Source organism: Bradyrhizobium sp., assembly GCF_028868675.1.
In the GTDB taxonomy this organism is placed as follows: domain Bacteria; phylum Pseudomonadota; class Alphaproteobacteria; order Rhizobiales; family Xanthobacteraceae; genus Bradyrhizobium.
On the sequence record NZ_JAGWUA010000012.1, the window covers coordinates 24,590 to 48,509 of the forward strand.

Consider the following 23,920-nt stretch of genomic DNA (forward strand, 5'->3'; position numbering starts at 1 on the left):
CGCATCTCTTCGTTGCCCTGCCGAAGGTCCTTGTTATGCGTCATCCCGGGATCCGAAGGATTCCGGGTCCGCGCTTCGCGCGCCCCCGAATGACACTCTTGGAGCAGGCTACCTCGCCTCCTCCGCGAACTCGTGCTTGCTCTCGTGGCCGCCGATGAACACGAGGATGCCGGCGATCAGCGGCAGGACGGCGAGGACCAGCAGGCCGGTCGAGGTCTGGCCGGTCGCCTCCTTGACCCAGCCGATCAGGTACGGTCCGCCGAAGCCCGCGAGGTTGCCGATCGAGTTGATCAGCGCGATCGCGCCGGCAGCGGCCGTGCCCGAGAGCCAGGCGGTCGGCAGCGTCCAGAACACGCCGAAACAGCAGAACACGCCGATCGCGGCGACCGTCAGCGCTACCATCGTCATGGTCGGATCGGTCAGGTAGGACGAGACGGCGAGCGCAACCGCGGTGACGAGCAGCGGCGCTCCGACGTGCATCACGCGCTCGCGCGTGGCGTCCGAATGGCGCGCCCACAGGATCATCGCGATGGTGCCGAACAGATACGGGATCGCGGTGACGAAGCCGGTCTGCGCATTGGTGAGGCCGAACGCCTTGACGATCTGCGGCAGCCAGAACTGCATGCCATAGAGCGCGCCGACGAAGCCGAAATAGATCAGGCTGAGTGCAATCACCTTCGGCGAGGACAAGGCCTGACCGAGCGTGAGGTGCTTCACCGCCTGCTTCGCCGCGATTTCGGAATCGAGCCGCGCCTCGAGCCAGGCCTTCTGCTCGGACGTCAGCCAATCCGCCTTCTCCGGCCTGTCCGTGAGATAGAACCAGGTCACGATGCCGAGCAGCATCGAGGGGATGCCCTCGATGATGAAGAGCCACTGCCAGCCCTTCAGGCCCATCGCGCCGTCGAGCCCGAGCAGCAACCCCGAGATCGGCGCGCCGATCACCGTCGAGACGGGAACGGCGATGGCAAAGGCGGCGAGGAAGCGCGCGCGGTATTCGGCCGGATACCAGTAGGTGAGATAGAGGATGATGCCGGGAAAGAAGCCGGCCTCCGCGACGCCGAGCAGGAAGCGCAGGACGTAGAAGCTCCGGACGCCGCCGACCATCGCCATCAGGGCCGAGATGATGCCCCAGGTCACCATGATGCGCGCGATCCAGCGGCTCGCGCCGAATTTCTCCAGCGCGAGATTGCTCGGCACCTCGAAGATGAAATAGCCGATGAAGAAGATGCCGGCGCCCCAGGCGAAGATCAGCGGCGTGAATTTCAGCTCCGCATTCATGGTCAGCGCGGCGAAGCCGAGATTGACGCGGTCGAGGTAGGAGAAGAAGTAGGCCAGGACCAGGAACGGGATCAGGCGCCAGGAGATGGCGCGGATGGTGGAGGTCTCGATGGCGCTCCTGGCGCTCGCGGGACCGGCAAGGGTCGTGGTCTGGCTCATGGCTTCCCCCGTTTGTTGCTCTTGTGGGTCGAGCCCGCGGTTTCGAGCATCGCGGCAAGAGAGTCAATGGAGCGAGCAATGCGCGCGATGCAGGTGGGGCCGCAAACGCGGATCGAGACGATCTTCGTTGCCCTGGGAAGGCCAGAGCAACGGCGCCTCTTCACTCCGCGAGTTGAAATCGCTCGAAGCGGTGCAATTCCTCCTCGATCGCCTGCTTCAACGTCTTGCGGGCGCCAAGCGCCGCGCCCTTGCCGACCCAGTTCCACTTCTGCATCAGAAGCTTCCTGCCCTGCCGGTCGGTCTTGAGATCGAGCGCGGCGACGATCTCGTCGCCGACCAGCACCGGCAGCGCGAAATAGCCGAACTTGCGCTTGTCCTTCGGCACATAGGCCTCGAAGCGGTGCTCGTAGCCGAAGATCAGATGCGTGCGCCTGCGCTGGATGATCAGGGGATCGAACGGCGAGAGAATGTGGACGAGATCGCCGGGCGCGCCCTCGCCGTCCTGCTCGAGCGCGAGGGGCGCCGCCCAGTGCGCCTGCTTGCCGGCGCCCTCGAGCGCGACCGGCACGAGTTCGCCACGCCGCACGCGGCTTGCGATCGCGCGGAGAACCGCCGGCTTGCTCGGCGCGTCGAGATGGCAGATCGAATCGAGGCTGACGAGGCCCTGGGCGCGCAGCGCGCGGTCGAGCAGATAGTTCGCGACCTCGACGGGTGTGGCCGCCTTCGGCAGCCGGTCCCAGCCGAAGTGCCGCAGCGTCAGCTCGTAGGTCTTGAGCATGCCCTCGCGCTCGCTGACGACGGCGATGCCGCTGTAGAAGGCGAGCTGCAGCGCCCGCTTCGACGGCTTGCGGCTCGCCCACAGGTGCTCCTTCTCGACCAGCACGTCGTCGTCGATGTCGCGGATGGTGAGCGCGCCCTGCCGGAGCAGCCGCAGCACCTTGCGATAGGCCGACGGCGTCACGGACTTGAACCAGCGATGGGCGTGCCGCTCGCGCTGGTGCTGGCGCATCAAGGGCAGGAAGAAACGGAAATCCCGCGTCGGCACGTAGGACAGCGCGTGGGTCCAGTATTCGAACACGCTTCTGTCGACGCTCTGGGCCCGGTGCAGGTCGGCGCGGCGATAGGACGGGATGCGGCTGAACAGGATGTGGTGGTGGCAGCGCTCGATGACGTTGATGGTGTCGATCTGCACATAGCCGAGATGGGCGATCGCTTCCGCCACCGCCGGCGCGCCCGCGCCGAACGGCGCGCGCGTGTCCAGCCGCTGGGCGCTGAGCCAGAGCCGGCGGGCCTGTGTGCTGGTGAGCGGGAGCGGTTTGGGCGCGCGGGGCATTGCGGAGCGCAGTGTAGCCGGATTCGCGCGGCCTCACGAAGTGGCCGCGTCGCCGGTCCGGGCGGCGCGGCCGGAGTTTCGCGGCGATGTCATTGCTGCGACGCGACAGAAATTCAATGCGCACCCTTCTGAACGTCCCTCGACCCGACGCTTCCGGTGGCGATCTCGGCCTCGCAGGCCGCCTTGCCGCGTTCGGCCGCCTGGCAGCGGTAGACGTCGCCGGTCAGGCGGTCGACCAGCCACATGGTCTCGTCGGTGGGAGCCCCGAGACCGACATAGCGGCTGGTGAGCCCGCTGATCAGGGTCGACAGCAGGATTGCAGCCGCAATCATCGCCGCGCCGATGTAGATGGGCATTGAACTCAGGGAAGCTGTCCGATCCGGCGTGCCGCCACGATAGAACTGATACTCACTCGGCCTTGGCACTGGATGAAGCCCGCCCCTCTTGCTTGTCGTGCTCTTGTCGGCGAAGGCCATGGCTAGCGGCGCATCTGGCCGATTTCTTGGCCGCACCCGGGCCGCGGCGCGACGGCTTTGCGACCCGCGATGGTCCTCGCCGGGACCGCGCGGTCCTCTCCGCAAATCGGGAATGTGGCGGCGGTCACGGAGCAGAGAACGGCGGCTCGAACGGACACCGAGGCTGACGCGACCGCCTCCCTTGGCCTGTGCAGGCAGCCAGGTTTTCGGGGCGCTAGAAGGTCCGATTGGTCGGTTTTCCGTCCAGGCGCTAGGATTGCGCCGGAAAACAGGCTGTTTCCAATGTGACCGGTATCACATCGGAGCCTTTGAACCCGCCCTATGCTCGCGGCATCAAATCGCCATCAGGCGTTACAGCGAGGATACGACCATGACCCGTTTTGATAGGTTTTTTGCACTGAAGGCAATGACCCTCACGGCCGCGCTGTCGATGACAGCGGGCCTGGCGCTCGCCGGCGACAACGTGACCTCCGGCCAGATCCTGGATGCATTGAAGCCGAAGGCGCCGCTGACCCGCGGCCTGTCCGCAGGTCCGCAAGTCGATCCGGCGGCGCAAGCCAGGGAATCGACCTTCCTCAACACCGTCCGCAACCGCCAGACCCGCTCGCTGTCGTTGGGCGAGCGCGAAGAGATCGCGGAGCTCGCCGCGAGCAAGCCGAAGATCGATCTGGAAATCCAGTTCGACTACAACTCGGCCAGCATCAGCAAGAGCTCGATGGCCTCGGTGCAGGCGCTCGGCAAGGCGCTGTCCGATCCGGCCCTGAAGGGCTCGACCTTCGTGGTCGCCGGCCACACCGACGCGATCGGCAGCGATCCGTTCAACCAGGATCTCTCCGAGCGGCGCGCCGACACCATCAAGCGCTACCTGGTCGAGAAGTACGGCCTCACCGGCAGCGACCTCGTCACCGTCGGCTACGGCAAGACCAAGCTGAAGGACGCCGCCAACGGCGCCGATCCGATCAACCGCCGCGTCCAGGTCGTGAACATGGACACCAAGACGGCGGCGTCGCAGTGATCGCGGCAGCGATGCTCCGCCTGCCGCGCCTGCCATTCGAGCATGATCCTTTCGGAAAACTGCTACACGCTTTTTCCGGGATCATGCTCGCGGCGGACGCATCGTCATATCCAGCCCTGGAACAGCATCAGGCGGTTGAACGTCTGCATCGAGGTGCCGACGAAGGCCGCCGAGATCGGCAGCATCGCGGCAAAGCCGATGGCTGCGACCGCGACATAGGCCCACAATAGCCAGCGCGGAAGATTTCCCCACCGCAGGGCATGGACCAGCGCGAACGACGCCGCGGTCGCCGACGGGAGATAGTAGTAGATGAAGCCGAGCGTGCGCGGCAGCAGCGCCCAGGCGAGATACGGCCCGAAATAGAACGCCAGGATCAGGAACGCGTCCCATCGCCGCGCGACGATGAAGTCGCGCAGGCAGACCGCGAGCGCGAGCAGCGCCGGCCACAACACCAGCGGGTTGCCGAGGAATACGACCGCGGCGATGCGATCCTCCGCCGTCTTGTCGAACAGGAACCAGACCGGGCGTGCGAGGAACGGCCAGGATGGCCACGAGCTCATATAGGTGTGGCCCGCAATCGCGGTGGTGGTGTTGTCGGCGAAGATCCGCCGCTGCGCCTCGATCAGGTCGGCCGGCGACAGGCCGTAGAGCGGCACGAAGGTCGCGAGATAGGCGGCGGCCGGCAGCAGCGCGAAGCACAGCGCAAAGTGCTGCGCCCTGAACTCCGGCCAGAGGTCGGGGCGATACCAGTCGTCCGGCCGCGCGTCGGCGAAGGTCGTGCGCCAGGCCTGCATCAGGCGGATCGTCGCGACGATGACGATGCAGACGCCGAGCGGAAACAATCCGCTCCATTTGCAGGCGGCCGCAAGCCCGAACAGGACGCCTGCGAGCGCGAACAGGCGATGCGGCCGCCTCTGGCGAAAGCCGTGCATGAAAGCCGCCGAGGCCAGCAGGCCGAAAGCGAGCGCGAAGACGTCGAGCATCGCGATGCGTGACTGCACGAACAGCATCTGGTTGAGGAAGGCGATCAGCGCCGCCGCGATCGCCGGCGCCTGGGCGGAAAACAGCGCGAGCCCGCCGAGATAGACCGCGACGATCGCGAGCGCGCCGAACAGCGTCGCCGGATAGCGCCAGCCCAGCGCATTGTCGCCGAAGGCCGCGATCGAGAGCGCGATCAGCTCCTTGGCGAGCGGCGGATGCATCGGATTGAGCACCGGCCTGGGCCTCGACGGCTCCAGCATCTGCCGCGCCGCCGGAACGTAATGCACCTCGTCGAACACGAACTTTTCCGGCGTCGAGACGCCGATCAGCAGAATCAGATGCGCGCATAGGAAAATCGCGACAGCGATCACGGCGCTTCGCGACATCTCGGGCGGCGAAGGCAGATCCGGCGCTGGCCGTGGGGAAACCTTGCGTGGCAAATTTGCGTCACCGCGGACGAAAAATTCTCTGGCCTGCGCATTGAACGCATTCCGGCACCGCTGTCACTAGCCATCGCGCGCGTCCGGCCCTGCTTGTGATAATATTACAACAACGTTGGCGCACGTGATCCGGTACGATACGGGACAGATCGATCGGTCGTGAAATGAACCTGCGTCACTGCACCTTTTTCCCTGCATTGTTGTCGTTGGCCGTCGTCCTCTGCGCACCCGCCCTCGCGCAGACGCGCGTCGGCGAAGCCGTGGTGATCCAGAACGAGGTGGTGCGCCTCGCCGGATCGGCCGCGACCCGGATCAATGTCGGCGACGGCATGCTGCGCGACGAGACCGTGCGCACCGGCGCCGACAGCGCCGCGCGCTTCGTCATGGCCGACAGCACCAACCTGTCGCTCGGACCGAGCGCTACGCTCAAGCTCGACCGCACCGTGTTCGACGACGAGCACAGCTATCGCGACGTCGCGATCCGCATGACCACCGGCGCGTTCCGCTTCGTCACCGGACATTCGGAGAAGGCGGCCTACAAGATCACGACGCCGCTCGCCACCATCGGCGTGCGCGGCACCACGCTGGACATCCTGTCCCAGCGCGGCCGAACGATCGTGGTGCTGCAGGACGGTCTTTCCACGGTCTGCACGCTGAGCTTGCAGTGCATCCAGCTCACCCAGCCCGGCGACACCGCGGTGATCACCTCGGTGGGCGGCAAGATCACGATCGCCAAGACCGGCACGCCGCCCTGGACCTTTGCCGCGACCTGCACCGCCGCGGCGGGGCTCTGCTCCGTCAACCAGTACGCGGATGCCTCGCCGACCATCGCGCCCGCCGTCCATGACGACGGCATGCTGTGCGGGCGCTGACCATGGCGAAGATCCAGCTCCGCTCCCTGCTTCTCGCCGCCGTGCTGGCCGCAGCGGCCAGCCTCGCGCTGACCGCGGCCGACACGCGCCCCGCAGCGGCGCAAGCGGCCTGCGACGGCGAATGTCCGACACCGGCGCCAAGCCCCTCGCCCTACCCCTCGTCATCGCCAACGCCGACCGGCGCCGATTCCAGCGGCGGCTCGATCGGCGACCTCGCCAACCAGCGCTTCAACCAGATGATCACCAACCGGGTGCTCGGCTCTGTGCTGCTCGGCGTCAACGAGCAGGTCAACTGCAGCGACTGCTTCAGCGCCTTCGGCTCGGCGGGATCGTTCTCGGCCGGCATCCACGGCCGCAAGGAGCTCACCGGCAATCTGTCGCTGCTCGCCGGCATCGCCTATACGCAGTACGACGAGGGCGGCTACCACGTCACCAGCGCGCCGATCGGCGCCTTCGCGCTGCGCTATGACTTCACCGACTGGGGCTCGTCACGGCCGTTCTTCGACATCGGCACCGTGCTCTCGCCCTGGGAGAAGGTGCGCTACACCCGCAGCTACAATACCAGCTTCGGCCCGGTGATGGTGACGAGCGCGACCAACAGCTCCAACTACGCAGTCTATGGCCGCGCCGGCTGGATCAGCCGGCTGTCGCCACGCGACGAGGTCGCGGGCTCCATCGAGGTCTGGCAATTGTGGCAGCGCGTCTCCGGCTACACCGATCCGGCCGCAGCCTTCAATCCGTTCGACGCCACGATCGCTGACGGCACCGACCGCACCAGCCTGGTCAAGATCGGCGGCCAGTGGACGCATCTCTACGGCAGCTCGGTCGAGGCCAACGTCAACGGCGGCTGGGTGCAATCCTTCGCCACCCATTCCGGCATCGTCGCCACCGTCACCGGCAACGGCGTCGTCGTGCCGACCATCGGCAACCAGGGCTGGTTCGAATATGGCGGCCGGCTCGGCTTCCGCTTCGCCAAGGGCTGGATCGCCGACCTCTTCGTCAACGGCACACTCGGCCCGCAGCCGGTCGGCAACACCATCCACGGCGGCGTGGGCCTGCGGATCAACTACTAAAGCCGCCTCGACATCAGCCGGCAGTGGATGCCGCACATTATGCGGCCGAGACCGGCTTCTTCTCGAAACCTGCAACCGCTCGATAGCTCGCAGCGACCTCTTCCAGTTCGGCGGCGGAAATCAGATCCTCGATGCGGTCGTCGGGCCCCTTCACGCGCGCCGCGGCAATGTCGAGCACCCGCTCCGGTCCTGACCCACGGTTGTTCAGAACCACGTTCGCGGTGGTTGGGCGTCGCTGCGCCTCATAAGCGAGAAGCCCGTCCGGTCCGGGTTGGGATGCCAGCGCGTCCGCGAGCGCCCGCGCATCGATCACGGCCTGCGACGCACCGTTGGCGCCGATCGGATACATGGGATGGGCGGCGTCGCCGAGCAGCGTCACGCGTCCCTCCGTCCACCATGGCAGCGGATCCCGGTCGATCATGGGATAGAGAGTGATCCTTTCCGTCGCGTTGACGAGCGCGGTAATGTCCATGTCCGGCATCCGGAAATCGGCGAAGCGCGCGATGAAGTTCCTGTCGCCCTCGCGCGTCCAGTCCGCCTCCTGCGCCGGGCGCGGCCGGTCGTCGCGCACCTCGGCCACCCAGTTCACCAGCGCCTTGCCGTCGCGCGCCGCGCGATTGCTGATGGGATAGCAGACGAACTTCACATCATGGTCGCCGGCGATGAACATCGTGCGGCCGTCGGCAAAGGGCGCCTGCAGATGCGCGCCGCGCCACATCATGGTGCCTTCGTAGTGGGCGGGCCCCTCTGCGGGATGAAGCTGCTGCCTGACCCTGGAGCGGAAGCCATCGGCGCCGATCAGCAGATCCCCTTCGCGCGAAGTACCGTCCGCAAGAGCGACGGTCACCCCGCGCTCACCTTGTGAAAATCCGCTCACGGCCTTCCCGGCCCTGACCGCATCACGGCCGAGCCGCGCGCGCACCTGATCGAGCAGCAGAAACTGCAACTCGCCCCGGTGCACCGAATATTGCGGATAGGCAAATCCCGCCTCGACCGACCGCGGATCCGACTGGATCAAATGTCCGAACCGCGTCCGGTACTCGATCGCGCGGGTCCGAATCGCCATGTCGTCAAGGGCGGCGCCAAGCCCCAGGGCGTGCAGCACGCCGGACGCATGCGGCATGACGTTGATGCCGACGCCGAGCGGCCGCAATTCATCGACGGCCTCGAAGACCTCGACCTCGAATCCTTTCTCGTCGAGGCACAGGGCCGCCGCAAGGCCGCCGATACCGGCGCCCGCCACCATGATCTTCATGTTCCGGCTCGGTTCAAAACAGGTTGTCGTGGCCATGATCATGGCTGTGGTCGGAATGGCCGTGATGACCGCTCATGTCTCGTATTCCTGTCCTGCACGCTCGTGCCGCACGCTAGCCAATCCGGCAGCTTCGGACCACGGCAAAAACGAAACCTCGTCGGGCCTCCAGCGTTGTCCTGCCGAGCAAACTGCAAGGAGAGTTTCATGGGTAGCACGAGCGACAAGATCAAGGGCGCAGCCAACGAGGCCATCGGCAAGGCCAGGCAGGGCGTCGGCGAAGCCACGGGTTCCGACCGCCTGAAGGGCGAAGGCATCGTGCAGGAAATCAAGGGCAAGGGCCAGCAGGCCATGGGCGATGCCAAGGACGCCGCGAAGGAGGCGATCGATCGTGCCGCCGGCGCCGCCAAGCGCGCGGCCGATTGACGGCTGATGCGGGACGGAATGGAAAGACCGGCCGAAGAGCCGGTCTTTCCGTGTGATTTTGTTACGGCTGCGCCGTCACTTCACTCCCAGCAATTCCACGTCGAACATCAGCGTCGCGTTTGGCGGAATGACGCCGCCGGCGCCGCGGGCGCCGTAGCCGAGCTGCGGCGGGATGATCAGCGTACGCTTGCCGCCGATCTTCATGCTGGCGACGCCCTCGTCCCAGCCGGCGATCACGCGGCCCTTGCCGATCGGAAACTCGAACGGCTCGTTGCGGTCGACGGAGCTATCGAATTTCCTGCCCTTCTGTCCGTTCTCGTAGAGCCAGCCGGTGTAGTGCATCACGCAGATCTGGCCGGGCTTGGGGGAGGCGCCGGTGCCGACGACGCTGTCGATGATCTGGAGGCCTGAGGCTGTGGTCATGGTCTTTCCTGCGGTCTGGGCCGACGCCGTGGTGGAGACGAAATCGGACACTCCGCTGATCGCGAGGGCCGAGGCGATGGCGAGAAGCGCGCACCGAAAACGCTGCATTTGACACCTTCCGTTCGAAGCGGAAGGCTGTCTAGCGCAACGCGTCGGGAGTTTCCAGCGGTCAAATCTCGATATTTTCCAGCCGCGCCGGCAGCTTGCGGATGCGCTGGCCGGTGGCATGGTAGAGCGCGTTGCAGACCGCGGCGTTGGTGCCGACATTGGCGAGCTCGCCGAGCCCCTTCACGCCGGCCGGATTGATGCGATGGTCCTGCTCCGGCAGCATGATGACCTTGACGTCGGTCACGTCGGCATTCACCGGTACGAGATAGTCGGCGAAATTGTCGTTGACGTAGCGCGCGGTGCGGGCGTCGATCTCGGTCGATTCCAGCAGCGCCGACGACATGCCCCAGATCAGCCCGCCCATCAGCTGGCTGCGCGCGGTGCGCGGATTCATGATGCGGCCGGCGGCAAAGGCGCCGACCAGGCGCGGCGCGCGGATCTCGTGCGTGAAGCGGTTGACCCTGACCTCGACGAACTCGGCGCCGAAGGCATAGGCGATCGCGCCCTTCATCTTGTCGCCGCCGACCATGCGCATCTGGCCCTGGTGCATGGCGTGGAAGGAATCGAGCGGCGCGCCGTCCGGCTTCCATTCGCCGTAGTCCTCGACCACGTCGGCGCCGAGCGCCTCGAACGCCTTGTCGCGATCGAGTGGCTGGCCGCTTCTCGCCGCCTGCGTTGCCGGAGTCTGGCCGATGCCCACGGTCTCCTTGGCCCTGTCCGCGAGACCTTCGTTCGGCAACAGCGCCCTGAACAGGCGCTGGCGCACCTTGTCACACACCATCATCACGGCCGAGCATGTGCTGGCGGTCGAGTTCGAGCCGCCGGCAACGGGAGCCGGCGGCAGGTCGCTATCGCCGATATGGACCGTGACCTTCTCCAGGGGCACGCCGAGCCGCTCGGCGGCGGCCTGCGCGATCACCGTATAGGCGCCGTTGCCGATCTCGTGACCGGCGATCTCGACGCGGGTGCGCCCGTCGCGCTGCAGCCGCACGCGCGCGGCCGCCGGTGCCATCTGGGTCGGATAGCAGGTCGCGGCACAGCCATAGCCGACCAGCCAGTCGCCGTCGCTCATCGAGCCCGGCGCGGGCGAGCGCTGCGACCAGCCGAACGCCCTGGCGCCGGCGTCGAAGCACGCCATCAGCGAACGCGACGTGTAGGGCTTGCCGTCGATCGGTTCGTTGGCGGTGTCGTTGATGCGGCGGAGCTCGATCGGATCCATGGCGAGCTTGACCGCGAGCTCGTCCATCGCGCTTTCGAGCGCGAACAGATACGGCACTTCAGGCGGCGAGCGCATGAAACCTGGCGTGTTGCGGTCGGCGCGCACGATCGATACCAGGCTGTCGACGTTCGCACAGGCATAGAGCCGCGTCGTCGTCTTGGTGCCGCCGACGCAATAGGGGTCCGGACGCGACGATACCTCCATGCCCTCGTGGCGCAGCGCCAGCAGCCGGCCGTCGCGGCTGGCACCGAGCTGGATCTCGTGGCGCGTCTCGGCGCGATAGGTCGCGATGGTAAAACCCTGGTCGCGGGTCGGAACCAGCTTGACCGGCCGGTTCAGTCGCCGCGCGATGCCGGCGATGATGGCGGTGCGCGGCGTCATCGAGCCCTTCGAGCCGAAGGCGCCGCCGACATAGGGATTGACCACACGCACCTTGTCGGCGTCGATGCCGAGCTGTCCCGCCACGCCATTCTTCAGGCCGTGGACGTACTGGCTCGGCTCGTAGATCACGAGATCGTCGCCCGTCCAGGCGCAACTGGTCGCAAACAGCTCCATCGGATTGTGGTGCTGGGTGGGTGTTTCGTAAGCGGCCGTCAGCTTGACCTCGGCCTCGTCGAAAGCCCTGGCGAAGTCCCCGACCCTGGGATCTTCCTTGAACTGGCCGTTCTGCCCCTTCGCCGCCGCCGCCGTCGCTCCCGGCGAGTCGAAGGTCGCCGCCGGCATCGCCGCCGCGTAGTTCACCTTGACGCGGTAGGCGGCCTCGCGCGCGGCCTCGTAGCTGTCGGCCACGACCACGGCGATGATCTGGCCGTCATGGGCGATGTCGGCCGATTTCAGCGGCTGGATGGTGGTCGAGGCATAGCCGCCGTTGCTGAACAGCTTCGACTCCTTCAGCTTCGGAGCATTCTCGTGAGTGAATATCTCGATGACGCCGCGCACCCGCCGGGCGTCGGCGAGATCGAAACCGTCGATGCGCCCCTTCGCGATCGCGCTGGTGACCAGGAACGCATAGGCGGGATTGGCGAGCGGCGTATCGGAGGCATAGGTCGCCCTCCCCGTGACTTTCGCGACCGCGTCGTAGCGCGGCACCGGCTGACCCATATTGCCCTTCGGTTCGGGAGCGGCAGTGGTCATGGTCAGATCTCCATCGTTACGGCCTGCTGCAGCGCGCGGGCCACCACGCGCCGGCCGAGCGCGATCTTGAAGCCGTTGTGCCGCCTTCCAGTCGCATCCGCGAAGGCGGCCTCCGCCACGCGCTGCGCGAGGCCATCATCGAACCTGCGGCCCTTCAGCAGCGCTTCCGCTTCGCGCGCACGCCAGGGCACCGTGGCGACGCCGCCGAGCGCAACGCGGGCATCGCTGATCACGCCGTCCTGGACGTCCAGGGCGACCGCGGCCGAGGACAGCGCGAACTCGTAGGATTGCCGGTCGCGGACCTTGAGGTAGAGCGAGCGCGGCCAGCGGCCGGAGACCGTGAAGGCGGAGATCAGCTCACCCGGTTGCAGCGACGTCTCGATCTGCGGCGAGTTGCCGGGCGCCTTGTGCAACTGTGCGAACGGCATGCTCCGCGTGCCGGAGGCGCCGGTGATCTCGACCATCGCATCCAGCGCGATCAGGGCCTGAGCGAAATCGCCGGGGTAGGTCGCGATGCACTGGTTCGAGGTGCCGAGCACCGCATGCATGCGGTTGACGCCGTCCATGGCGGCGCAGCCCGAGCCGGGGTTGCGCTTGTTGCAGTTCGCGTAGCTGACGTCGCGAAAATAGCTGCAGCGGGTTCGCTGCAGGACGTTGCCGCCAAGCGTCGCCATGTTGCGCAGCTGCGGGCTCGCAGCAAGCTTGAGCGAATCGGCGACGACCGGATAGCTGCGCTGGACCTCCGGATGGGCGGCGACGTCGGACATCTTCGCCAGCGCGCCGAGGCGCAGGCCGTCGACGCCGGCGTCGACGGCCGACCACGTCCGCGCCAGCGGCGTGATGTTGACGATGCTCGCCGGCCGCATCACGTCGAGCTTCATCAGGTCGAGCAGCGTGGTGCCGCCGGCGAGCGGCTGGGCCGCGGCTTCGGTCAACGGCCTGCTGTCCGTGGCGGCGGCGTTCAACGCGCGGAGCGCGGCACCGGGATCGGTGGCCTTCTGATAGGAAAAGGATCGCATGGCCTAGCCCCTCATGATTTCGGGCGCGGCCTGCTTCACGGCTGCGACGATGTTGGGATAGGCGGCGCAGCGGCAGATGTTGCCGCTCATGTATTCGCGGATATCGGCCTCGCTGCCGGCATGCCCTTCTTTCACGCAGGCCACCGCGGACATGATCTGCCCGGGCGTGCAATAGCCGCACTGGAACGCGTCCTGGTCGATGAAGGCCTGCTGCATCGGATGCAACCGCTCGCCACTGGCGAGACCTTCGATGGTAGTAATCTCCCTCCCCTCCGCCGACAGCGCCAGGGTCAGGCACGACACCACGCGCCGATCGCCGATCAGCACCGTGCAGGCCCCGCACTGGCCGTGGTCGCAACCCTTCTTGCTGCCGGTGAGGCCGAGATGCTCGCGCAGCGCATCGAGCACGGTGGTGCGCGCGTCGATGCGCAGATGCCGATCCTCCCCGTTCACGCGCAACGTCACGTCGACCGGCAATACGGGATCCTGCACGACGGGCGAGCGCGCGTCCTGCGCGGCTGCCCGCGCCGTCAACGGGGCGAGCGCGCTGCCGGCCGCTCCGGCCATGAAGGTGCGACGATCGAATCCGTGATGTCGGGAACCTGATTTGTCGGGCATGACGGCCTCCGCCGCTTTCGAGAAGAAGCGGCGCATGCCTGCACCGCTCATCGTCCGTTAACTTGGGGCGCTGAACTCCGTTCCGCGCGGCATCGCGCGGCGACCTGAGGGCCGCCGCGCGCTGTCGTCAACTTTTTCTGATCGCGCGAGGAACTTCGCCTGGCGCATTCCCGCTCAATAGCCGAGCGCGCAGCCGTCCTTGCGCGGATCGGAACCGCCGGTCAGCGTGCCCTTGTCCCAGTCGATCCAGATCGCCTGGCCGCCGCCGAGCGGGCTGACCACGCTCGTGGTCTTGTGGCCGAGCTTCTTCAGGCCTTCGACGATCGCGGCCGGCACGCCGTCCTCGAGCTGATAGACGCCCTCGTAGTGCAGGCCGCGCGGCATGTCGATCGCCTCCTGCACGTCGCAGCCATAGTCGAGCATGTTGGTCAGTACGCGGGTCTGACCGACCGGCTGGTACTGGCCGCCCATCACGCCGAACGGCATCAGCGCGCGGCCGCCCTTGGTGACGAGGCTCGGGATGATGGTGTGCAGCGGGCGCTTGCCGCCGGCGATGCAGTTGGGATGGCCGGGCTGGATGCGGAAGCCGCCGGCGCGGTTCTGCAGCAGAACGCCGGTCCCGTTCGAGACGATCGCCGAGCCGAAGGAGTGCGCGATCGAGTTGATGAAGGAGCAGACGTTGCGGTCCTTGTCCACGACCGTGATGTAGATGGTCGATGGATTCATCGGCGGGGCGACATTCGGCAGATCGAGCATGCCGTCCATGCGGATCTTGCCGATGTATTCGTCGGCATATTCCTTCGCAAGGATCTTTGCGACGTCGATCTTCATGTGGGCGGGATCGGCGACGTGCTGCTCGCGGATCATGTAGGCGATGCGGGCGGCTTCCGCCTCGAGATGGAAGCGCTCGACGCTGAGCGGGGCGAACCTCGTCAGGTCGAACCGCGACAGGATGTTCAGCATCACCAGCATCGTGATGCCGGGTCCGTTCGGCGGGCACTGCCAGACGTCGTGGCCCTTGTAGAGGGTGCCAATCGGCGTGGTCACCTCGGTGGTGTGGGCGGCGAAATCATCGAGCGTATGCAGGCCGCCGATTCCGCGCAGCGTCTCGACGATGTCCTCGGCGACCGCGCCCTTGTAGAAGGCGTCGCGGCCGTCTTTGGCGATGGTGCGCAGCGTCTTGCCGAGCTCCGGCTGGCGGATGACGTCGCCGGCGACCGCGGGCTTGCCGTGCGGCAGCAGATAGCGCTGGGTGTTGGTGCCGTTCTTCAGCTTCTCGAACTGGTTCTTCCAGTCGAAGGCGACGCGCGGCGCGACCACATAGCCCTCCTCCGCCGCCTTGATCGCCGGCTGCAGCAGCCGGTCGAGCCCGAGCTTGCCGTGGTCGCGCAGGATGGTGGCCCAGGCATCGACCGCGCCGGGGACCGAGACTGCATGCGCCGAGGTCAATGGCACCGCATGGATCTTGCGCTCGAGATACCATTCGCAGTTCGCCGCCTTGGGCGCGCGGCCGGAGCCGTTGATGGCGGTGATCTTGCCCTCACCGCGCGGCTGGATCAGCGCAAAGCAGTCGCCGCCGATGCCGGTCGATTGCGGCTCGATCACACCGAGCAGCGCGCAGCCCGCGACGGCTGCGTCCGCCGCGGTGCCGCCCTCGCGCAGCACCTCGATCGCGGCGAGCGAGGCTAGCGGATGCGAGGTCGCCACCATCGCGTTCTGGGCGTGGACCGTGGACCTGCCGGGAAAATGGAAGCTTCTCATGCCGTTTCTGCTCTTTGCCCCTGCCGCGCGCCGTGCGCGGTCTTCGAAAACCGGCGTCTACATGGCACATTCAGGCCCGGCGGGGCAATGGCTGGCATACCAGGGAAATGGCTGCCATCCGCCCGGCGAATGGGACCGCGTCGGGGCCCCAGCGTCACGCGGGTTTTCCCGCTGCCACCCGCCTGCTAAACGGACCCATGGCTTACGAGGTCGCCGCCTTCTACCAATTCGCCGCACTGCCCGATTTTCGCGAACTGCGCGAACCGCTCCGTGCGTTCTGCGATGGCCTCGGCCTGAAAGGCAGCGTGCTGCTGGCGCAGGAGGGCATCAACGGCACGCTTGCCGGCACCGATGCGGCGATCGACGCCCTCGCCCATGAGCTTGCCCATGGCGCCCTGTTCGGCGGCCGGCTCGACAATCTCGAATTAAAGTTCTCGACCAGTGCAGCGATGCCGTTCGGACGGCTCAAGGTGCGCCTGAAGAAGGAGATCGTCACCCTCGGCGACGCCGCCGCCGATCCGACGCGTCAGGTCGGCATCTACATCGATGCGGCCGACTGGAACGCGCTGATCGCGGAGCCCGACACGGTCCTGCTGGACACCCGCAACGCCTTCGAGGTGGCGATCGGCACGTTCGAGGGCGCGATCGATCCCGGCCTGCGCAGTTTTGGCCAGTTCAAGGATTTTGCCGCGCAAAATCTCGACCCGGCGAGGCACCGCAGGATCGCGATGTTCTGCACCGGCGGCATTCGCTGCGAGAAGGCGAGCGCGCATCTGCTGGCGCGCGGCTTTGCCGAGGTCTACCACCTCAAGGGCGGCATTCTCAGATATCTCGAGGAGGTGCCGGAAGCGCAGAGCCGCTGGCGCGGCGAATGCTTCGTGTTCGACGAACGGGTCGCGCTCGGCCACGGGCTGCGCGAGCGAGCAAGGGAAGGCGCCGATAATGAATGAGATCAAGGCGCTCGGCGAGCGCATCGATGCGCTGGAGGCGAGGCTGGCCTATCAGGACGACACCATCGAGACCCTGAACGAGACCATCACCGCGCAATGGAAGCAGATCGACGCCCTGACGCGGCATATCTCCGAGCTCAGGGATCGCCTGCAGGAGGCCGAAGCCAACGCACCCGGCCCCGCCAATGAGCGTCCGCCGCATTATTGACGCGCCATGCGCCGGCTACCGGCCTGAGGCTACCGCCATCAGGTTTCTGAGCTCGCCCGACGCCACGAGACGGTCGCGCCCGCCCTGCTTCGCCTTGTAGAGCGCCTGATCGGCGGCGTGGACCAGAGAGCCCTGTCCCGCCGTCCGCTCGAGCGCCGGGCGGCAGGCGGTGGCGCCGATCGAGGCGGTCACGTGTCCCGACGGCAGGTTGGACGGATGGGCGATGCCGGCGTCGCGGATGGCCTGCAGGATGCGCTCGCCGATCCGCACGCAGCCGGCCGCGTCGGTGTTGGGCAGCAACACGGCGAATTCCTCGCCGCCGTAGCGCGCGGCAAGATCGGTGGTCCGGTGCGCCTCGCGGGCGAGGATGCCGCCCAGGATGCGCAGGCATTCGTCGCCGGCCGGATGTCCGTACTGGTCGTTGTAGGACTTGAAACGGTCGAGATCGATCATCAGCAGCCCGAGGCTGGAGCGGTCGCGGTAGGCCCTCGCCCATTCCTCGGTCAGGCGCTCGTCGAAGCGGCGGCGGTTGGCAAGCCCGGTGAGAGCGTCCTCGATGGCCAGCGTCTCGAGCCTGTTTTCCAGATTCTTGTGCTCGGTGACGTCGCGCGTGATCGCGACCACGCCGTCGATCTTGCCATCGACCTTGCGCGTCACCCGCATCGTCGATTCCAGCCAGACCTCGGACTTTCTCCGATGCGCGTTCCGATAGACGATCCGCGCCTCCTCCTTTTCGCCGCGCCTGATCGCGTCGACGATCGCCTGGACCTCCGGCAGGTCTTCCGGATTGACGCCGGCCAGCACCGGGGTGCCGACCAGCTGGCTGGAGCGCCACCCGAGCACGCGGATGGACGAGGGCGACACGTAGCGGACTCGCTCGTCGAGTCCGATGCGGGTCACCATGTCGCTCGAGCCTTCGGCGAGCAGGCGGAAATGCGCTTCCTTCTCCACCAGCGCTGCCGCCATGCGCTGGCCCCTCTGCAACTGGCGGACCAGCACCGCGCCGATGATGGCGATCAGCAGCACCAGCGCGAACACGAACCCCATCCTGGAGATCGCGGCCGCCCGCCAGGGCGCAAGCAACTCCTCCTTCTCGACGGTGGCCACCAGGACGAGCGGAAAGCGGCTGCTGCGCTTGAAGAAGCTGACGCGCTCGACGCCATTGACCGGCGACTTGAAGTGATAGGACCCGTCCGGCCGCTGCAGGCCCGGATCGCGGAACAGCGCCGAGTCGGCGATGCTGCGCCCGACATGCATCGCGTTGTCCGGCGTGCGCGCCATGATCATGCCGTCGGCGTGGGCGAGCCAGATCGTGCCCTTCCGGCCGATCTCGAACTGCTGATAGAAGTGCGACAGGTAGTCGGCGCTCATGGTCGCGAGCACCACGCCGCCGAAACTGCCGTCCGGACGGTTGAAGCGCCGCGACAGTGTGATGACCCATACGCCGTCGATCAGGCTCTTGACGGGATGACCGACAAAGGCCTCGCGCCGCGGCGAGAGCTGATGGTAGCGGAAGAATTCATCATCGCTGAGCGTGCTGCTCGTCCCGCCCGACGGCGTCAGCCACTTGCCCTGGCTGTCGACGACGGCGAAGCTGTGGACACGGTCGATCGCTTTCTTGCGCGCCTCGAAGACGTTGTTGAGCTTCGCGATCGTGACCGGATCGGTGCCGTCCATCTCCAGGCGGCTGACGACGCCGACCACGCCGGAATCGAGCAGGTCGAGGCTGTCCTCGGCGTGCTGATTGAGCGAGCGCGCGACGTTCGCCATTTCCGCCTCGGCGCTCCTGAGCCGCGAGTCGCGCGCGCTCCACTCGCGCCAGCCGCTCATGCCGAGAATGGCGGTGCAGGCCAGCGCGACGAACGCGGCGGCCCGCAACGGCAGGCGCTTCAAACCGGCTCTGTGGGTGGTGACGTCCATCGCGCAGGGTTCTCCGAGCGAGCGGAAAATCCAACGCTTCCCTTATCGAAGCCTGAAGGGCGCCGCCGATTCCGGACCCATGCGCATCCTTGCGGCCACGGCGGTCGTTTGATCGCTAACGATCCGTTATCGGCTCTATCGGAATTCGGAGTCGACCGGCGTCAGCTGAAGATGGCCTTAACCTTGTTCCACAACGAGGCGTTTTCGGCCTCGGCGTCGGCCTTGGACGGCGTCGGCTGGGTGGCGGCGACGGGGTCGGACGCCGGAAAGGTGTCGACCAGCCCGGTCTGAAGCCTGGTATGCGCGTCAAGGTCCGCGGCAAGCGCCTCGCGCGGGTCCTCGGCATGCTTGTCGTGCGGCGCGGGATTGAATTTCTGGACCATCGAAAATCCTCCGTTGGCTGGTCAACGCCGCCGGTTTCGGCTGGTTCCCGTGTTCCGCTTGGCCATGCCGCAGCGGCGGTGTATCAGGAGCCGCAGCTCCCCAAGCCAGGACATTTCGTGCCCCCCGCAAAACCCTTCCTCGACGTGCTCTCGGGCCAGAAGCAGCGCATCCCGCCGGTGTGGATGATGCGGCAGGCCGGCCGCTATCTGCCCGAATATCGCGAGGTGCGCGCCAGCGCCGGCGGCTTTCTCGATCTCTGCTTCACGCCGGAGCTTGCAGCCGAGGTGACGCTGCAGCCGATCCGCCGGTTCGGCTTCGACGCGGCGATCATCTTCTCCGACATCCTCGTCGTGCCCTACGCGCTCGGACGCTCCGTGCGCTTCGAGGTCGGCGAAGGTCCGCGGCTCGATCCGCTGGACGATCCCGCCAAGCTCGCCTCGCTTTCGCGGCGCGCCGACATGGACAAGCTCGAGCCGGTGTTCGAGGCGCTGCGCCGGGTGCGGCACGCGCTCGATCCGAAGATCGCGCTGATCGGATTCTGCGGCGCGCCGTGGACGGTCGCGACCTACATGGTCGCGGGCCAGGGCACGCCGGACCAGGCGCCGGCGCGGATCATGGCCTACCGGCATCCCGGGGCCTTTACCGAGATCATCGACGTGCTGGTGGCCAGCTCGATCGACTATTTGCTGGCGCAGCTCGCCGCGGGCGCCGACGCGCTGCAGATCTTCGACACCTGGGCGGGCGTGCTGCCTCCGCGCGAATTCGCCCGCTGGTCGATCGAGCCGACGCGGCGCATCGTCGAAGGCGTCCGCGCCAGGGCGCCGGATGCCAGGATCATCGGCTTTCCGCGCGGCGCCGGCGCGCTGCTGCCGGCCTATGTCGAGACGACCGGCGTGAATGCGGTCAGCATCGACTGGACGGCGGAGCCGTCCTTCATCCGCGAGCGGGTGCAGAGCAAGGTCGCGGTCCAGGGCAATCTCGATCCGCTGGTGCTGATCACCGGCGGCGAAGCGCTCGATCGCGCGGTCGACGACGTGCTGGCGAATTACGGCGAGGGCCGGCTGATCTTCAATCTCGGTCACGGCATCCAGCCGGAAACGCCGATCGCCAACGTCGAGCGGATGCTGAAGCGCCTGCGCGGCTGAGAGCTCAGCGCGGCCGGCTGCGCTCGATGATCCCGGCGGCGCCCCTGGCGAGCAATTCGAGCCCGACCGCGCGGCCGAGTTCGCGCGGCCGGTCGGCCGGACCGCTGCGCGAGGCTTCGATGATGGTGTTGCCGGAGAGGTCGAGCACCGATGCGGTCAGCGACATCCGATCGCCCACAATCGTCGAGAAGCCCGCGACCGGCGAATTGCAGTGGCCGTTGAGCACCCAGAGCACCTCGCGCTCGGCATCGGCGGAGAGATGCGCCGCGGGGTCGTCGATCGCCGCGAGAATGCCCCGGCTCCCCCAGTCCCGCGCGGCGCATTCCACCGCGACGATGCCCTGGCCGGCCGCCGGCAGCATTTCGTCGGGCGTGAACTCGTAGGCGATGCGATCGGCGAGACCGACGCGGTCGAGGCCGGAGCGCGCCATGATCAGCGCATCCGCCGGTCCCACTGCGCCGCCGTCCGGCAGCCGCTGCTTCTCGCCATTGTCGAGCTTGCGCACGCGGGTGTCGGCGGCGCCGCGAAAATGAATCACCTCGATGTCCGGAAACAGCCGCCGTGCATAGGCCGCGCGCCGCACCGCGTTGGTGCCGAGCTTGAAGCCCTTGCCGCGCGACTGCCGGAGCGCGTCCAGCGTGACGCCCTGGCGCAGCACCAGCGCATCGCCCGGCGGGTCGCGCGACAGCGTGGCGCCGATCACGAGCCCCGGCGTGTCCTCGTTGCCCGGCACGTCCTTGAGCGAATGCATCGCCGCCTGCAGCTCGCCCGCGACGACGGCGGCGCGGATCTGCGCCACGAAGGCGCCGCCCTTGCCGCCATGCGGCAACAGCTTGCTGGTCTGGTCGGTATCTCCCGTGGTGTCGAACTTGACGATCTCGACGTCGATGCCGGGCACGGCGGCGACGAGGCGACGCGCGATCTCCTCGGTCTGGGCCAGCGCCATCGCGCTCTTGCGCGTGCCGATGCGGAATCGAGGTGCCAAGCCGTATGCTCCTTCTCGAGGAAGCGCGGGGATTACCGCGCATCCTCCAATATCATGTCGGAGGCCTTTTCGGCGATCATGATGATCGGCGCGTTGGTATTGCCCGACACGAGATCCGGCATCACCGAGCCGTCGACGACGCGCAGGCCCTCCAGCCCCCGCACCCGCAGCCGCTGGTCGACCACCGCCAGCGCGTCATTGCCCATACGGCAGGTCGAGGTCGGATGATAGATGGTGCTGCCGCGCTGACGGCAGAAGTCCAGGAGTTCGTCGTCGCTTGCGACCCCGGCGCCGGGATCGACCTCCTCGACCACGAACGGCTTCAGCGCCGGCGCGTTGAGGATTCTGCGCAGATGTTTCAGCGCCTCGACATGGGTGGTGCGGTCGGTCTCGGTCGACATGTAGTTGATGCGGATTTCTGGCGGCGCCATCGGGTCGGCGCTCCTGATGCGCAGGCTGCCGCGGCTTTCGGGGCGCAACTGGCAGACCGACGCCGTGAAACCGGAAAAATCGTGCAGCTTCTCGCCCATCTTGTCGGTCGAGAAGGGGAGGAAATGGACCTGGACGTCGGGCGAGGCGAGCCGCGGATTGGTCTTGAAGAATGCGCCCGCCGTGCCGGCCGCGATCGTCAGCCACCCCTGGCGGAACAGCGCATAGCGCACACCGGCGAGCGTGCGGCGGATCGGATGGTTGACCGTGTCGTTGAGGGTGATCTTCTGCGCGCAGCGCATGACGATGCGCACCTGCATGTGGTCCTGCAGATCGTGCCCGACGCCCTGCGCATCGAGCACCACGTCGATGCCGTGCTTGCGCAGGAGGTCCGCTGGCCCGACACCCGAGAGCTGCAGGAGCTGCGGCGAGTTGTAGGCGCCGCTCGACACCAGCACCTCTTTGCGCGCCCGCGCGCGGCGCACATCCGCGCCTTGCCGATATTCGAGCCCGACGGCGCGACGGCCCTCGAACAGGATGCGGCAGGCCTGCGCAGAAGTCTCGATCCTGAGATTGTCGCGGCCCTTCGCGGGGCCGAGATAGGCGACCGCGGTGGATGCGCGGCGACCGTTGCGCGTCGTGGTCTGGAAGAAGCCGACGCCTTCCTGCGAGGCGCCGTTGAAATCGGGATTGTAGGGCAATCCGGTCTCGACCGCCGCCTGGATGAAGGCTTTTGACAGCGGCTCGACCTGCACCATGTCGGACACCGGCAGCGGGCCGCCCGTGCCGTGGAACGCATCGGCGCCGCGCGCCTGGTTCTCCGCCTTCTTGAAATAGGGCAGCACGTCGTCATAGCCCCAGCCAGCATTGCCGCGCTGGCGCCAGCGGTCGTAGTCCTCGTGCTGGCCACGCACGTACAAGAGACCGTTGATCGAGCTCGAGCCGCCGAGCGTCTTGCCGCGCGGCTGGAACACCTGCCGTCCGCCGAGCTCCGGCTCCGGCTCGGTCTGGTACATCCAGTTGACGCTCTTCTCCTTGAACAGCCGGCCATAGCCGAGCGGCACGTGGATCCAGATGTTGGAATCCTTCGGCCCGGCCTCGAGCAGCAGCACCGAATGCCTGCCATCGGCCGACAGCCGGTTGGCGAGCACGCAGCCGGCGGAACCGGCGCCGACGACGATGTAGTCGAATTCGGGATATGGTGACGAATGGGCGCTGGTCATCTCGTTTGCGGTTCTCGTCGTTGGTTGCTGGCTTCGAGTTTCGGACATCAACGAGGGCGAAGCGGTCCGACTGCCACGATCTGCTCTCGCGCTCGCTCGTTCACTCGCGCAAACTCCTCCATGATCCGTCTGAACAATCCCGGATCGATGGACGTGATCAGACCATGATTAGGCGCATTCAGATCGGGAAAATAGTCCGTGTGGATCGGAAGATATGCGCGGACCCGGGTATCGATGAAGAATGCTGCGTTATTCCTGTTCTGACGTACCCTGTCCAGGGACACCTGAATAACTCCGATCGGCAGGTTGTCGTCGAATTTCCTGCCTTTTGAGGAAGTGTAAACCGCGACCGCGGCCCCATACGCCGGCACTGGGCGTCTCAACGTGTTGGAGGCGTCGGTCGCCGAGAAGGCGCCGATGATGATCGCCGCATGACGCGTCCGCGCAGGCATGTCGGGAGTTTCGGCGAAAGGAAAGTAGCTCCAGACCATGTCGCCGCGACGAAAGGGCGGAGACATTCACGACTCACTGAAAAAGTGAGCGCCGGAATGCGTAATCCTCATCGCTTTCATCGGGATCGCGATGAAGTTCATAGTTCCCGAGCGAGAGCGGCGGCATTTTCGAAAAATCCGCCACGACCTCAACGTAGTCCAGATGACGGCGCATGACGTCCTCGACGAGTTCTTTCACGCTCAAATTATCAAGTCTGGCGACCCGCGAAGCCTTGTCATAGAGTTCGTCGTCGAGATGGACCGTGATATCGGCCATGGTCGTTTTCCTGTGGCAAAACGGCTGAATCCGCTGCCCAGATATATAGACGGCTTGGCCGCAGTGTGGAAGGCAGGCAATAGCCCGTTTCTTCCGTGGCCGACGGTCGCTCCCTCGGTTTCTCCGGGCAAGCCATCCTCCGAGACCGCCGTGCATGGGGTTGTTCCCAGATTCTAAATCGCCTGCCCCCTTCGAGCCCACGTCCAGCCGCGTTCGTCAGCCCGCGAACACCTTCGCCAGCCCCGCCTGCGCCTCCTGCTGGATGCGGTGCAGGTGGTCGGTGCTGCGAAAGCTCTCGGCGTAGATCTTGTACACGTCCTC

At 66.7% G+C, this 23,920-nt stretch carries 23 protein-coding genes; 7 read left to right on the top strand and 16 right to left on the bottom strand.

What is annotated here, in order from left to right; all coding sequences use genetic code 11:
* Nucleotides 1–108: 108 nt before the first annotated feature.
* The 3 genes from KGM94_RS03260 to KGM94_RS03270 all read right to left on the bottom strand — a co-directional run bounded on the left by KGM94_RS03260 (nucleotide 109) and on the right by KGM94_RS03270 (nucleotide 3,126).
* The gene (locus KGM94_RS03260) at nucleotides 109–1,437 is read right to left on the bottom strand and encodes an MFS transporter (RefSeq protein ID WP_300254948.1); all 1,329 of its coding nucleotides are present in this window, start codon (nucleotides 1,435–1,437) and stop codon (nucleotides 109–111) included.
* Between the two features lie 160 nt (nucleotides 1,438–1,597).
* Nucleotides 1,598–2,770 carry a crosslink repair DNA glycosylase YcaQ family protein gene (locus KGM94_RS03265; protein ID WP_300254950.1) on the bottom strand — a complete coding sequence of 391 codons (1,173 nt, stop codon included), beginning with the start codon at nucleotides 2,768–2,770 and terminating at the stop codon, nucleotides 1,598–1,600.
* Between the two features lie 113 nt (nucleotides 2,771–2,883).
* The gene (locus KGM94_RS03270; protein WP_300254952.1) at nucleotides 2,884–3,126 is read right to left on the bottom strand and encodes a hypothetical protein; all 243 of its coding nucleotides are present in this window, start codon (nucleotides 3,124–3,126) and stop codon (nucleotides 2,884–2,886) included.
* Nucleotides 3,127–3,616: 490 nt separating this feature from the next.
* Between KGM94_RS03270 and KGM94_RS03275 the strand changes: the two genes are divergently transcribed.
* Nucleotides 3,617–4,261: an OmpA family protein gene (locus KGM94_RS03275; protein ID WP_300254953.1), complete on the top strand. Its 645-nt coding sequence runs from the start codon at nucleotides 3,617–3,619 to the stop codon at nucleotides 4,259–4,261.
* A 104-nt stretch (nucleotides 4,262–4,365) separates the two neighbouring features.
* On the opposite strand, the gene KGM94_RS03280 is transcribed toward KGM94_RS03275, so the two are convergent.
* Complete coding sequence (locus tag KGM94_RS03280) at nucleotides 4,366–5,628, bottom strand: phospholipid carrier-dependent glycosyltransferase (RefSeq protein ID WP_300254956.1); 1,263 nt, start codon at nucleotides 5,626–5,628, stop codon at nucleotides 4,366–4,368.
* A 218-nt stretch (nucleotides 5,629–5,846) separates the two neighbouring features.
* On the opposite strand from KGM94_RS03280, the gene KGM94_RS03285 reads away from it, so the two are divergent.
* A complete protein-coding gene (locus KGM94_RS03285) occupies nucleotides 5,847–6,554 on the top strand; it encodes a FecR family protein (protein WP_300254958.1) in 708 nt (235 codons plus the stop codon).
* A gap of 2 nt (nucleotides 6,555–6,556) precedes the next feature.
* A complete protein-coding gene (locus tag KGM94_RS03290) occupies nucleotides 6,557–7,627 on the top strand; it encodes a hypothetical protein (protein WP_300254959.1) in 1,071 nt (356 codons plus the stop codon).
* 37 nt (nucleotides 7,628–7,664) lie between these two features.
* Here KGM94_RS03290 and KGM94_RS03295 read toward each other — a convergent pair whose 3' ends face one another.
* Entirely contained in the window at nucleotides 7,665–8,882 is a 1,218-nt protein-coding gene (locus KGM94_RS03295; protein WP_300254961.1) for an FAD-dependent monooxygenase, read from the bottom strand.
* A 204-nt stretch (nucleotides 8,883–9,086) separates the two neighbouring features.
* Here KGM94_RS03295 and KGM94_RS03300 point away from each other — a divergent pair, with 204 nt between their 5' ends.
* Nucleotides 9,087–9,305: a CsbD family protein gene (locus KGM94_RS03300; protein ID WP_300254963.1), complete on the top strand. Its 219-nt coding sequence runs from the start codon at nucleotides 9,087–9,089 to the stop codon at nucleotides 9,303–9,305.
* 75 nt (nucleotides 9,306–9,380) lie between these two features.
* Here the strand turns inward: KGM94_RS03300 and KGM94_RS03305 are convergent, their stop codons facing one another.
* From KGM94_RS03305 to ggt, 5 genes are all read right to left on the bottom strand, one after another.
* Nucleotides 9,381–9,836 (bottom strand): FKBP-type peptidyl-prolyl cis-trans isomerase, encoded by a 456-nt coding sequence (locus KGM94_RS03305; protein WP_300254965.1) that lies wholly within the window; start codon nucleotides 9,834–9,836, stop codon nucleotides 9,381–9,383.
* A gap of 61 nt (nucleotides 9,837–9,897) precedes the next feature.
* The gene (locus KGM94_RS03310) at nucleotides 9,898–12,189 is read right to left on the bottom strand and encodes a xanthine dehydrogenase family protein molybdopterin-binding subunit (protein WP_300254967.1); all 2,292 of its coding nucleotides are present in this window, start codon (nucleotides 12,187–12,189) and stop codon (nucleotides 9,898–9,900) included.
* A gap of 2 nt (nucleotides 12,190–12,191) precedes the next feature.
* Nucleotides 12,192–13,208 (bottom strand): xanthine dehydrogenase family protein subunit M, encoded by a 1,017-nt coding sequence (locus KGM94_RS03315; RefSeq protein WP_300254969.1) that lies wholly within the window; start codon nucleotides 13,206–13,208, stop codon nucleotides 12,192–12,194.
* Nucleotides 13,209–13,211: 3 nt separating this feature from the next.
* A complete protein-coding gene (locus tag KGM94_RS03320; RefSeq protein WP_300254971.1) occupies nucleotides 13,212–13,826 on the bottom strand; it encodes a (2Fe-2S)-binding protein in 615 nt (204 codons plus the stop codon).
* A gap of 174 nt (nucleotides 13,827–14,000) precedes the next feature.
* Complete coding sequence (gene ggt, locus KGM94_RS03325) at nucleotides 14,001–15,587, bottom strand: gamma-glutamyltransferase (protein ID WP_300254973.1); 1,587 nt, start codon at nucleotides 15,585–15,587, stop codon at nucleotides 14,001–14,003.
* Between the two features lie 197 nt (nucleotides 15,588–15,784).
* On the opposite strand from ggt, the gene KGM94_RS03330 reads away from it, so the two are divergent.
* A complete protein-coding gene (locus KGM94_RS03330) occupies nucleotides 15,785–16,537 on the top strand; it encodes a rhodanese-related sulfurtransferase (protein ID WP_300254975.1) in 753 nt (250 codons plus the stop codon).
* Nucleotides 16,527–16,745, top strand: coding sequence for a SlyX family protein (locus KGM94_RS03335; RefSeq protein WP_300254991.1), 219 nt, complete (start codon nucleotides 16,527–16,529; stop codon nucleotides 16,743–16,745). Before KGM94_RS03330 ends, KGM94_RS03335 begins: the two co-directional genes overlap by 11 nt.
* Before the next feature lie 15 nt (nucleotides 16,746–16,760).
* On the opposite strand, the gene KGM94_RS03340 is transcribed toward KGM94_RS03335, so the two are convergent.
* Both KGM94_RS03340 and KGM94_RS03345 read right to left on the bottom strand, forming a co-directional pair.
* Nucleotides 16,761–18,665 (bottom strand): diguanylate cyclase, encoded by a 1,905-nt coding sequence (locus KGM94_RS03340; protein ID WP_300254976.1) that lies wholly within the window; start codon nucleotides 18,663–18,665, stop codon nucleotides 16,761–16,763.
* A 161-nt stretch (nucleotides 18,666–18,826) separates the two neighbouring features.
* Complete coding sequence (locus tag KGM94_RS03345; RefSeq protein WP_300254977.1) at nucleotides 18,827–19,048, bottom strand: hypothetical protein; 222 nt, start codon at nucleotides 19,046–19,048, stop codon at nucleotides 18,827–18,829.
* A 117-nt stretch (nucleotides 19,049–19,165) separates the two neighbouring features.
* Here KGM94_RS03345 and hemE point away from each other — a divergent pair, with 117 nt between their 5' ends.
* Nucleotides 19,166–20,194, top strand: coding sequence for a uroporphyrinogen decarboxylase (gene hemE, locus KGM94_RS03350; protein WP_300254979.1), 1,029 nt, complete (start codon nucleotides 19,166–19,168; stop codon nucleotides 20,192–20,194).
* A gap of 4 nt (nucleotides 20,195–20,198) precedes the next feature.
* Here hemE and hemC read toward each other — a convergent pair whose 3' ends face one another.
* The 4 genes from hemC to KGM94_RS03370 are packed head-to-tail and all read right to left on the bottom strand — an operon-like array spanning nucleotide 20,199 to nucleotide 23,599.
* On the bottom strand, nucleotides 20,199–21,179 hold the full coding sequence (gene hemC / locus KGM94_RS03355; protein WP_300254981.1) for a hydroxymethylbilane synthase: 981 nt from the start codon (nucleotides 21,177–21,179) through the stop codon (nucleotides 20,199–20,201).
* Between the two features lie 32 nt (nucleotides 21,180–21,211).
* Entirely contained in the window at nucleotides 21,212–22,831 is a 1,620-nt protein-coding gene (locus tag KGM94_RS03360; protein WP_300254983.1) for a choline dehydrogenase, read from the bottom strand.
* A gap of 47 nt (nucleotides 22,832–22,878) precedes the next feature.
* Nucleotides 22,879–23,349 carry a hypothetical protein gene (locus tag KGM94_RS03365; protein ID WP_300254985.1) on the bottom strand — a complete coding sequence of 157 codons (471 nt, stop codon included), beginning with the start codon at nucleotides 23,347–23,349 and terminating at the stop codon, nucleotides 22,879–22,881.
* 7 nt (nucleotides 23,350–23,356) lie between these two features.
* On the bottom strand, nucleotides 23,357–23,599 hold the full coding sequence (locus tag KGM94_RS03370) for a hypothetical protein (protein ID WP_300254987.1): 243 nt from the start codon (nucleotides 23,597–23,599) through the stop codon (nucleotides 23,357–23,359).
* Nucleotides 23,600–23,920 lie beyond the last annotated feature (321 nt).

What these genes read in the sequence shown, in the direction of transcription:
- KGM94_RS03330 (WP_300254975.1), top strand. Translation starts at nt 15,785, where the DNA reads ATGGCTTACGAGGTCGCCGCCTTCTACCAATTCGCCGCACTGCCCGAT.
- KGM94_RS03345 (WP_300254977.1), bottom strand. Translation starts at nt 19,048, where the DNA reads ATGGTCCAGAAATTCAATCCCGCGCCGCACGACAAGCATGCCGAGGAC.
- KGM94_RS03300 (WP_300254963.1), top strand. Translation starts at nt 9,087, where the DNA reads ATGGGTAGCACGAGCGACAAGATCAAGGGCGCAGCCAACGAGGCCATC.
- KGM94_RS03280 (WP_300254956.1), bottom strand. Translation starts at nt 5,628, where the DNA reads ATGTCGCGAAGCGCCGTGATCGCTGTCGCGATTTTCCTATGCGCGCAT.
- KGM94_RS03260 (WP_300254948.1), bottom strand. Translation starts at nt 1,437, where the DNA reads ATGAGCCAGACCACGACCCTTGCCGGTCCCGCGAGCGCCAGGAGCGCC.
- KGM94_RS03305 (WP_300254965.1), bottom strand. Translation starts at nt 9,836, where the DNA reads ATGCAGCGTTTTCGGTGCGCGCTTCTCGCCATCGCCTCGGCCCTCGCG.
- KGM94_RS03290 (WP_300254959.1), top strand. Translation starts at nt 6,557, where the DNA reads ATGGCGAAGATCCAGCTCCGCTCCCTGCTTCTCGCCGCCGTGCTGGCC.
- KGM94_RS03265 (WP_300254950.1), bottom strand. Translation starts at nt 2,770, where the DNA reads ATGCCCCGCGCGCCCAAACCGCTCCCGCTCACCAGCACACAGGCCCGC.
- ggt (WP_300254973.1), bottom strand. Translation starts at nt 15,587, where the DNA reads ATGAGAAGCTTCCATTTTCCCGGCAGGTCCACGGTCCACGCCCAGAAC.
- KGM94_RS03295 (WP_300254961.1), bottom strand. Translation starts at nt 8,882, where the DNA reads ATGAAGATCATGGTGGCGGGCGCCGGTATCGGCGGCCTTGCGGCGGCC.
- KGM94_RS03310 (WP_300254967.1), bottom strand. Translation starts at nt 12,189, where the DNA reads ATGACCACTGCCGCTCCCGAACCGAAGGGCAATATGGGTCAGCCGGTG.
- KGM94_RS03270 (WP_300254952.1), bottom strand. Translation starts at nt 3,126, where the DNA reads ATGCCCATCTACATCGGCGCGGCGATGATTGCGGCTGCAATCCTGCTG.
- KGM94_RS03320 (WP_300254971.1), bottom strand. Translation starts at nt 13,826, where the DNA reads ATGCCCGACAAATCAGGTTCCCGACATCACGGATTCGATCGTCGCACC.
- KGM94_RS03275 (WP_300254953.1), top strand. Translation starts at nt 3,617, where the DNA reads ATGACCCGTTTTGATAGGTTTTTTGCACTGAAGGCAATGACCCTCACG.
- KGM94_RS03370 (WP_300254987.1), bottom strand. Translation starts at nt 23,599, where the DNA reads ATGGCCGATATCACGGTCCATCTCGACGACGAACTCTATGACAAGGCT.
- KGM94_RS03315 (WP_300254969.1), bottom strand. Translation starts at nt 13,208, where the DNA reads ATGCGATCCTTTTCCTATCAGAAGGCCACCGATCCCGGTGCCGCGCTC.
- KGM94_RS03285 (WP_300254958.1), top strand. Translation starts at nt 5,847, where the DNA reads ATGAACCTGCGTCACTGCACCTTTTTCCCTGCATTGTTGTCGTTGGCC.
- KGM94_RS03365 (WP_300254985.1), bottom strand. Translation starts at nt 23,349, where the DNA reads ATGTCTCCGCCCTTTCGTCGCGGCGACATGGTCTGGAGCTACTTTCCT.
- KGM94_RS03340 (WP_300254976.1), bottom strand. Translation starts at nt 18,665, where the DNA reads ATGGACGTCACCACCCACAGAGCCGGTTTGAAGCGCCTGCCGTTGCGG.
- KGM94_RS03360 (WP_300254983.1), bottom strand. Translation starts at nt 22,831, where the DNA reads ATGACCAGCGCCCATTCGTCACCATATCCCGAATTCGACTACATCGTC.